Consider the following 6,656-nt stretch of genomic DNA (forward strand, 5'->3'; position numbering starts at 1 on the left):
TCAGCCGGACGGGAGCCTGATCCCTCCGTCGTCGTCGAGCGGGAAGCCTGGGTTGTAGGCAACCTCCCATGGATGACCGTCGGGGTCGACGAACACCCCCGAGTAGCCGCCCCAGAACGTCTCACCCGGCTCTCGCCCGATGCGGGCGCCGACGGCTCTGGCCCGGTCGATCACGTCCTCGACCTGTTCGGGGGAGCGCACGTTGTGGGCGAGGGTCACCCCGCCCCATCCGTTCGTGTCGTCGACGGCACTGTCGGCGGCGAGCTTCGCGCGGTCCCAGAGTGCGACGATCAAGCCCCCGGCCTGGAAGAACGCAGTGTCCTCGACGTCGAGGCCGACCCGCCACCCGAGCCGCTCGTAGAAGTCCTTCGACGTCCCGACGTCGGCGACGCCGAGCGTGACGAGGCTCACCCGCTGCTCCATCAGGGGGTCGTCTCCTCGTGAAGCCGCCAGTGGTTCACGTGCAGCGGGCGATCGTCGAACGCGAGGACGTCCATGGTGCCGACGAGCTCGAAGCCGAGCGAGCGGCAGATGCCGTTCGAGGGCGCGTTCGTGACCCCCGGGTACGCGTTGATGTCGCCCCACCGGTCGTCGGCACGAGCACGCTCGATCAACGCGGCCGTGGCGGCCTTGCCGATGCCCCGTCCCTGGAACTCGGGCAAGACCATCCAGCCGATCTCCGTCTCGTCCTCACCGTGGTCGTCGTGTCGCCACAACACGACCGAGCCCATGGGCTCGGCCTGGTCGGATTCGACGATCGAGATCCAGTACTCGCCGCGCTCGACCGCCTCGACGTCGCGGCGGAGCTTGTCGGGCACGCCCTCGCGAGGCAGCGGCCCCCCGAGCTCGGCCATCATCGCGGGGTCGCAGCGCATGCGGACGTAGAGGTCGAGGTCGTCGAGCGTGACGTCTCGCAGTTGCATGTCACGACCCTACCGATGACCGCCGACCTTGCGCCAGAACGTGGTCGCCGAACACCTACCGATCGGTCCAGTGCCAGGTGAACATCACGCCGGCCGGCTCGGGCGTGCCGAGGGCCTTCCGATACGTCGCGAGGGCCGCCTCGTTGTCGTGCTCGGTCAGCACGAACATCTCGCCGCACCCGCGCGTCTCGCAGAGCGCTATCAAGCCCTGCATCAGCGCGGTCGCGATCCCCCGACGTCGGAAGTCCTCGTCGACCCCGAGCTCGTAGACGAACATCTCCGATCTGGCCTTGTCAGGGTGCGTCAGCTCGACACCCGAGACGAATCCGACGGGATGCCCGCCGATGCGAGCCACGAGGAGAACGTGGCGCCGGTCGTCGAGGAAGGCCCGCGTCGCGCCGTCGTCGACCGGGTGATCGAATAGGTGAGCCGCTTCCTTCACCGACGCGACGGAGTCTGCGACCTCAAGCTCGATCTCGTCGCTGTCGCTCGGCATGTGGGACAGGGTAGGCCAGGCAGAGCGAGGACTTCGCCGTCGCCGCGGAGTCGTAGGGTGGTGCGCATGGTTCGCGCGCCCGAAGATCTGGATCTGCGGCTCGAGGAGCATCGGCGGGAGCTCACCGCCTACGCCTACCGCATGCTGGGGTCGGCGTTCGAGGCCGAAGACGCCGTGCAGGAGACGATGCTGCGCGCGTGGCGCGGCTACGAGCGGTTCGAAGGTCGCGCGGCGCTCCGTTCGTGGCTCTACCGCATCACCACGAACATCTGTCTCGACATGCTGAGCGGCAAGGAACGCCGCGCTCGCCCGATGGACCTGGGGCCCGCGAAGGCGGCCGAAGCCTCGAACCTGGGCGACCCCCTGCCCGAGGCGACGTGGATCCTGCCGGTGCCCGACGATCGCGTCCTGCCGACCGACGGGGACCCAGCCGCGGTGGCCGAGGCGCGCGAGACGATCCGCATCGCCTTCATCGCCGCGCTGCAGCATCTGCCCCCGAAGCAACGCGCGGTGCTCGTGCTGCGTGACGTCTTCCGCTGGAAGGCCTCCGAGGTCGCGGAGCTGCTCGACACGTCGGTCGCTTCGGTCAACAGCGCCCTGCAGCGCGCCCACGCGACGCTCGGGGCGGCCGGGATCTCCGACGCCGCGCCGTTGCGACCCCTGGACGACGAACAGCGCTCGCTGCTCGAGCGATATGTCGACGCGTTCGAGCGCTACGACATGGACTCGCTCACGTCACTGCTCCGTGACGACGCGACGTGGTCGATGCCGCCGTACGCGCTCTGGCTGCAGACCCACGACGACATCGCTGCCTGGTGCCTCGGCCCGGGCATCGGCTGCCGCGGTTCCCGGCTGATCCCGCTCGAGGTCAATGGATCGCCCGGGTATGCGCAGTACAAACCGGCTCCACGCGGTGGGCACGAGCCGTGGGCGCTCCAGGTGCTCGAGGTCTCAGGCGATCGCATCGCCGGCATCAGCTTCTTCCTCGACACGGCGCACCTCTTCCCGCTCTTCGGACTGCCCGACCGGCTCGACGCTTGACCCCACGGCCGAGGGGATCGCACCGCGGAGGCCGGTGAGCGAGAGCAGAGCCATGAGCTCGGCGCTCGCCTCGAGCAAGACGATCCGGCGTCCGAGCCGCGATGCGGTCAGCTGCATCCGAGCCAGCGTCTCGATCGCGACGCCGTCGGGGTGCACGAGTGCGCCGACGTCGCACACCACCTGCTCCGAGTCGGCCCCGTCGAGCAGCGCCCGGACGCGGTCGCACTGCGACACGATCGCGGCCCGCCCGAGCGCGCCGTCGAAGTCGAGGATGAGCGCCATCCACCTGGGCAGACGACATCGGTGGCGGGAACTCATCGCGGCCGGGTTGCGGCAGGGGCGGTGAAGCCCGAGGCTGTGCACCTCGGGAGGGGTGCGGTGAGGGACGAGGATCGAGCGACAGCCGACCTGTACCGGATGGCCGACCTCGTGACGCCGATGGCGATCCGGGTCGCGGCAACGCTGCGGATCGCCGATCACATCGCGGCGGGGGTGCGCACCTCCGTCGAGCTGGCGCGGGATGCGCGTGTCGACGCCGACGCCCTCGAACGGCTGATGCGTCACCTCGCGTCGATGGGTGTGCTCGAGCGGCACGGCGCGCGCGGGTACTCCCTGGCGACCACGGGCGAGGCGCTCCGCGACGACCACCCCTCGGGAGCCCGCCCAGCGTTGGACATCGAGGCTGCGGTGGGCCGTGCAGAGCTCGCCTTCGCCGATCTGCTGCACTCGGTGCGCACCGGCGAGCCCGCCTTCCCCGTGCGTTTCGGGCGATCGTTCTGGGACGACGTGTCGGCCGACCCCGAGCGGGCCGCCTCGTACGCCTCGCAGATGGGATCCGACGTGGGGACCTGGGCGCCGTCGATCGTCGGGGCCTACGACTGGGGCGCGCTCGGCAACGTCGTCGACGTCGGAGGCGGCGACGGCACGCTGCTGATCTCGCTGCTCCGGGCCTTCCCTGGCCTGCGAGGCACGGTCGTCGATCTGCCGAAGCCGGCGGTGGCGGCGGGGTCGGCGTTGGCGGCTGCAGGCCACGCCGATCGCAGCGAGGCCGTCGCGGGGAGCTTCTTCGACCCGCTCCCCGCGGGCGCCGGTGGCTACATGCTGTGCGCGATCCTGCACGACTGGAACGACGAGGCCGCTCGCCTGATCCTCGGCCGGTGCGCCGAGGCCGCGGGTCCCGACGGTTCGGTCTTCGTGATCGAGAAGGTCGGGCCCGACGGCGAGTCCGTGCGCACGGCGATGGATCTGCGCGTGCTCGTGTACTTCGGCGGGCGTGAGCGTGGCGTCGGCGAGGTCTCGGCCCTCGCGGCCGATGTCGGTCTCCGCGTCGCCGACGTGCATCCCGCCGGCGATCTCTCGATCGTCGAGCTCAGCGCGGCAGGAAGTCTCGCACCGCCGCGTTGAAGCGCTCGGGCGCCTCGATGTTGCTCTGGTGGCCGACCTCGGGCAGCACCACGAGCGTCGAACCCGGGATCGTCGCGTGCATCTCCTCGGCGACCTGCAGCGACGAGCGCACGTCTTCCTCGCCGTAGAGCAGCAGGGTCGGGACCGAGATCGTCGGCATGACGTCGCGCAGATCGGCCTCGGCCATCGCGCGAAGCATCGCGGCGGTCCCGTCTGGTTCGAAGTCCGAGAAGGTCGCCACGAACCCTTCGATCATCTCGGCCGGCGCCCGCTCGGTGAACAGCGTGGGCAGCCAACTCCGGATGATGCGCTCGGGATCCTCCGACCGGAGGTCCCGCATCGCGCTCTCGAGGCGCTCGGCGACCACCGAGGGTGGCAGTGACCCCGCCCATCCTGCGTAGGCCCCAGTCAGCAGGAGCGTCCGGGGCACTCCGGGGTGACTGCCGTACAACTCGAGGGCCAAGGTCGAGCCCCACGACAGGCCGAGTATGTGGGGCCGCTCGAGCCCGAGCGCCGAGATGAAGCCCGCGAGCACATCGGCATAGTCGGGCATGCGGAACGACTCGGGCGGAACGGTCGACCCTCCGCATCCGGGCGTGTCCCACGCGACGACCGTGAACGAGTCACTGAGACCGTCGATCTGCGCCCGCCACTCACGGTGATCGGAGAGGCCTCCGTGCAGCATCACGAGCGGTGGCCCGCTCCCGGCTCGCTCATATGAGATCGAGAGATCGCCGACCTGGACCCGGAGCACTCCGGTGTCATCAGCCATCGGTTCGAGCCTGATGCTCGCCGCGGCTCGTCGCAGGTTCCTCGCGCGCTGCGTCGATGTCCGAGGTCGACGACGAATGCGCAGCGCTCGTAGAAGCCTTGGCACGGTCGACGTCGGTCACCGGCACCGGCAGCAGTTCGAGCTTCAGATCCATGGCCGGTTGGTCCCCCTCGGTCCGGCGACGCCGTCAGGCCGCGTCGGCCGCGTCCTCCAACGACTTGATCTCGATCTTGCTCATCTGCAGCATCGCCTGCATGGCCCGCTGTGCCCGCTCGCGGTCGGGGTCGTCGAGCAACTCGTACAGCCGGGTGGGAACGATCTGCCAGCTGAGACCGAAGCGGTCCTTCAGCCACCCGCACTGGCTGGGCTCGCCACCCCCCTCGATGAGCGCGTCCCAGAGCCGGTCGACCTCGGCCTGATCCTCGCACGACACGGCGAACGACACCGCCTCGGTGAACGGGAACTGGGGGCCGCCGTTGAGCGCGGTGAACTCCTGGCCGGCCAGGCGGAAGCTGACCGTCATCACCTCGCCGGTCGGCCCTGGCGCACCCTCGGGGTATCGCGAGACGCCGGTGATCTCGGCGTCGGCGAAGAGCGAGACGTAGAGGTTCGCCGCCTCCTCGGCCTGACCGTCGAACCATAGGAACGGGGTGATCTTCTGCATCCGGATGTCCTCCTCGTGCTTTCGTTGTCGGGCTCAGGCGATCGGCTTCGCCAGCAACTCGTCGAGCCGCTCGAACCCCTCGTTCAGCCCGGTCTCCATGCCCGACTGCAGCATGCCGTCGCGGTCCTCGACCGACTGGAACACCGAGTTGATGTGGACGATCGTCGAACCGTCGACCTCCTCGAACCGGGCGGTGTCCAGCTGCACGTGGCCGGGGTAGCCCTCGAACTCGAACGTCTGGACGATGCCCTGCGGCGAGGGCTCGCCGTGGAAGACGCCGTGGAACCCGTACTCGGTGCCGTCCTCGTCGATGTGGATGTACCGCCACGAGCCGCCGTCGCGCGCGTCGTATCGGTCGATCTTCATCGTGAGCCGGCGCGGCCCGAGCCACTGCACGAGCAGGTCCGGATCGGTGAAAGCCCGGTAGACGAGCTCGGGCGGCGCGTCGACCTCCCTGGTAGCGATGATCTGCGGGACCCCCGGTTCCGCGGTGACCTTCATCTTGGTCATGACGTACCCCTTCCTGTCGTGTCGCCCCGGCCTGGGCGATCCGTCTGCTGACGCTGCAGGGCAGCGAGCAGCGCGTCGAGACGCTCGTAGCTCTCGTCCCAGAACTCGCGGTAGCCCGAGAGCCACTCGGTGGCCTCGCGAAGCGGCTCGGCCTCGAGATGGCTGAGCCGAGCCGTGGCCCTGCGGGTGCGGGAGATCAGTCCCGCGTCCTCGAGCACCTTGAGGTGTCGCGAGATCGCCGGCTGCGACACGGTGAATGGCGCCGCGATCTCGGCGACCGACGCTTCCCCCTGCGTGAGCCGCTCGAGGATCTCGCGTCGCGTGGGGTCCGCGAGGGCTCCGAACACCGCATCCAACTGATCCACCGCCATCTATAACACCCTCTTTCTAGAACAAGACGGTTATAGAGCCTGGGGAGCGCTCCTGTCAAGCCCTAGGAAGGCGCCTCGAGCTCGGCGATGCGGGCAGCGACCAACGTTCGTACAAGCGTCTCGGGCAGCAGGGCGTCGGGCCGGAAGCGGATCGACCCCTTGCCGAGTTGGTAGCCCCGGAGCTCCTCGAGGTGTGCGTCCATGACGCCGGTGCTCATCAGGTAGAAGGCGCAATGCGCCTTGCCGGCGCCGTAGCTCACGAGCGGACGGCCGTGAAGCTTGAACGCGGGTACGCCGTAGCTGATCGCCTCGGTCGCAGCCGGTGCGGCCTTCGCGATCGTCCTTCGCAGGTGCTCGAGTGCGACCCGTTGATCCTCGGGGAGGTTCGCGAGGTACACGTCGATCGCCCGGTCGTCATCGTCGCTCATGAGCATCTCCTCGAGTGGCAGCGGTGCGGGTCACTCTGTGATCGGCT

The 6,656-nt window shown here is 69.4% G+C and carries 12 protein-coding genes; 2 read left to right on the forward strand and 10 right to left on the reverse strand.

The features are described from left to right. Genes VFI59_15335 through VFI59_15345 form a run of 3 tightly spaced genes read right to left on the reverse strand, consistent with a single transcriptional unit; the run spans position 1 to position 1,419 of the window. On the reverse strand, positions 1 to 423 hold the full coding sequence (locus VFI59_15335) for a VOC family protein (GenBank protein HET6715065.1): 423 nt from the start codon (positions 421 to 423) through the stop codon (positions 1 to 3). Next, positions 423 to 923, reverse strand: coding sequence for a GNAT family N-acetyltransferase (locus VFI59_15340; protein ID HET6715066.1), 501 nt, complete (start codon positions 921 to 923; stop codon positions 423 to 425). The genes VFI59_15335 and VFI59_15340 overlap by 1 nt, the downstream gene beginning before the upstream one ends. Before the next feature lie 55 nt (positions 924 to 978). Beyond that, entirely contained in the window at positions 979 to 1,419 is a 441-nt protein-coding gene (locus VFI59_15345) for a GNAT family N-acetyltransferase (protein HET6715067.1), read from the reverse strand. A 66-nt stretch (positions 1,420 to 1,485) separates the two neighbouring features. Between VFI59_15345 and VFI59_15350 the strand changes: the two genes are divergently transcribed. Then, positions 1,486 to 2,460, forward strand: coding sequence for a sigma-70 family RNA polymerase sigma factor (locus tag VFI59_15350; protein HET6715068.1), 975 nt, complete (start codon positions 1,486 to 1,488; stop codon positions 2,458 to 2,460). Here VFI59_15350 and VFI59_15355 read toward each other — a convergent pair. After that, positions 2,371 to 2,742, reverse strand: coding sequence for a hypothetical protein (locus tag VFI59_15355; GenBank protein HET6715069.1), 372 nt, complete (start codon positions 2,740 to 2,742; stop codon positions 2,371 to 2,373). The genes VFI59_15350 and VFI59_15355 overlap by 90 nt on opposite strands. 96 nt (positions 2,743 to 2,838) lie before the next feature. Here VFI59_15355 and VFI59_15360 point away from each other — a divergent pair, with 96 nt between their 5' ends. After that, a complete protein-coding gene (locus VFI59_15360; GenBank protein HET6715070.1) occupies positions 2,839 to 3,864 on the forward strand; it encodes a methyltransferase in 1,026 nt (341 codons plus the stop codon). Here VFI59_15360 and VFI59_15365 read toward each other — a convergent pair. From VFI59_15365 to VFI59_15390, 6 genes are all read right to left on the reverse strand, one after another. Then, positions 3,830 to 4,636, reverse strand: a complete 807-nt coding sequence (locus VFI59_15365) for an alpha/beta fold hydrolase (GenBank protein HET6715071.1) — start codon at positions 4,634 to 4,636, stop codon at positions 3,830 to 3,832. The two genes, VFI59_15360 and VFI59_15365, sit on opposite strands and share 35 nt — an antisense overlap. Then, positions 4,629 to 4,790 (reverse strand): hypothetical protein, encoded by a 162-nt coding sequence (locus VFI59_15370; protein ID HET6715072.1) that lies wholly within the window; start codon positions 4,788 to 4,790, stop codon positions 4,629 to 4,631. The genes VFI59_15365 and VFI59_15370 overlap by 8 nt, the downstream gene beginning before the upstream one ends. A gap of 33 nt (positions 4,791 to 4,823) precedes the next feature. Beyond that, on the reverse strand, positions 4,824 to 5,300 hold the full coding sequence (locus VFI59_15375; protein ID HET6715073.1) for a VOC family protein: 477 nt from the start codon (positions 5,298 to 5,300) through the stop codon (positions 4,824 to 4,826). 33 nt (positions 5,301 to 5,333) lie between these two features. Continuing rightward, the gene (locus VFI59_15380; GenBank protein HET6715074.1) at positions 5,334 to 5,810 is read right to left on the reverse strand and encodes an SRPBCC family protein; all 477 of its coding nucleotides are present in this window, start codon (positions 5,808 to 5,810) and stop codon (positions 5,334 to 5,336) included. Beyond that, on the reverse strand, positions 5,807 to 6,181 hold the full coding sequence (locus VFI59_15385; protein HET6715075.1) for a metalloregulator ArsR/SmtB family transcription factor: 375 nt from the start codon (positions 6,179 to 6,181) through the stop codon (positions 5,807 to 5,809). Before VFI59_15385 ends, VFI59_15380 begins: the two co-directional genes overlap by 4 nt. Positions 6,182 to 6,243: 62 nt before the next feature. Further along, positions 6,244 to 6,609: a DUF1801 domain-containing protein gene (locus tag VFI59_15390; GenBank protein ID HET6715076.1), complete on the reverse strand. Its 366-nt coding sequence runs from the start codon at positions 6,607 to 6,609 to the stop codon at positions 6,244 to 6,246. Positions 6,610 to 6,656 lie beyond the last annotated feature (47 nt).

The sequence above is a fragment of the Actinomycetota bacterium genome (assembly GCA_035697485.1).
GTDB lineage: Bacteria > Actinomycetota > UBA4738 > UBA4738 > HRBIN12 > JAOUEA01.